The sequence below is a fragment of the Thiorhodococcus minor genome (assembly GCF_010820565.1).
Classification (GTDB): domain Bacteria; phylum Pseudomonadota; class Gammaproteobacteria; order Chromatiales; family Chromatiaceae; genus Thiorhodococcus; species Thiorhodococcus minor.
Window position 1 is genome coordinate 1 of sequence record NZ_JAAIJQ010000267.1, and the last position, 1,130, is coordinate 1,130.

The window sequence follows — 1,130 nt, forward strand, 5'->3', positions numbered from 1 at the left end:
TCTTCGGTGTTGAGACTGATAGCGTTGCAACGCTTCATCGGCATGCTCCTACAAGGTTCCTGTGAAGACGCATTATTGTAACATAATCATAGCTTTAGGCGCTAAGTCCATGGCATTGGGCTACAAACCGTCCCTGGCAAGAGTTGGTTCACCATCCTGCGGATGTATGGCCCGCTCGAGCCCTGGATCAACAAGACCTGGCGTCCGGGTGAGATCGAGCTCGTGCAATAGGTCGCCGAAAACAATCAGCGATCGCACCGACGCACTGCCCATTTACAGGACGACCCGAGCGCCATGAAACATCTCTCGTCTCTTTCACTGGCTGTCGTGATGGCTGTCGCGCCCGTTCCGTTCGCGGCGGCCGCCGATGCCATCACCGTCAATGTCGACAACTTCGATCGGGCGCAGACCGATATGGAGTTTGCAGGCATCATCAAACTGGCGGGTGGCATCAACAAGCTGCATCACAATCGCATGCCAACGCCGATCGACAAGCAGAACGTCATTCGGATGAACCGTGACACGCTCTACAGCCTCGCCGTTGTTGATATCTCCAATGGCGCGACCGTCACCCTACCCGAGTCCGGCAAGCGCTACATGTCGTTGATGGTCATCAATAACGACGGCTACGTGAACGAGGTCTTCTACGGCAGTGGTGCGCATGAGCTGACCCTGGGAAAGTTCGACACCCCAGTCGTCGGGCTGGTCGTCCGCACCCTTGCAGACCCGGAGGATGCAGCCGATTTGGCCGCGGCGCACGCGTTGCAGGACCAAATCGAAATCGCCGCCGGGTCCAACACGGCCTTCGCGATGCCCGATTATGACAAGGCGAGCTACGAGGCAACGCTCGAGCCCATTCTCGATCTCGCAAAGGGACTGAAGCGCTACATTCATACCTTTGGCTCGAAAGACGAGGTCAATCCGGTGCATTTCATGATCGGCACGGCCTCGGCCTGGGGCGGATTGCCCGACAAGGATGCCGTCCAATGCCATGGACTTAAGCCGTCCGGCAGTACGCCGGGTGGAATCCAGGCTTGAGCTTGCCGGGATTGCGGCGTGGAAATTGTCGGTCTGGCCGTACCGCCTCGACGGCATCGGAAAGCGCGAGGACGGCCTGTGTCAGCAGGGTG

Annotated in this window: 1 protein-coding gene; it reads left to right on the forward strand. The window is 58.4% G+C overall.

Annotated elements, in window-relative coordinates; translation table 11 throughout:
• Positions 1-294: 294 nt before the first annotated feature.
• Positions 295-1,038 (forward strand): DUF1254 domain-containing protein, encoded by a 744-nt coding sequence (locus G3446_RS26855; RefSeq protein WP_245232841.1) that lies wholly within the window; start codon positions 295-297, stop codon positions 1,036-1,038.
• The last annotated feature ends 92 nt before the right edge of the window (positions 1,039-1,130 follow it).

Coding starts and splice junctions, on each gene's coding strand:
- G3446_RS26855 (WP_245232841.1), top strand. CDS start 295: ATGAAACATCTCTCGTCTCTTTCACTGGCTGTCGTGATGGCTGTCGCG.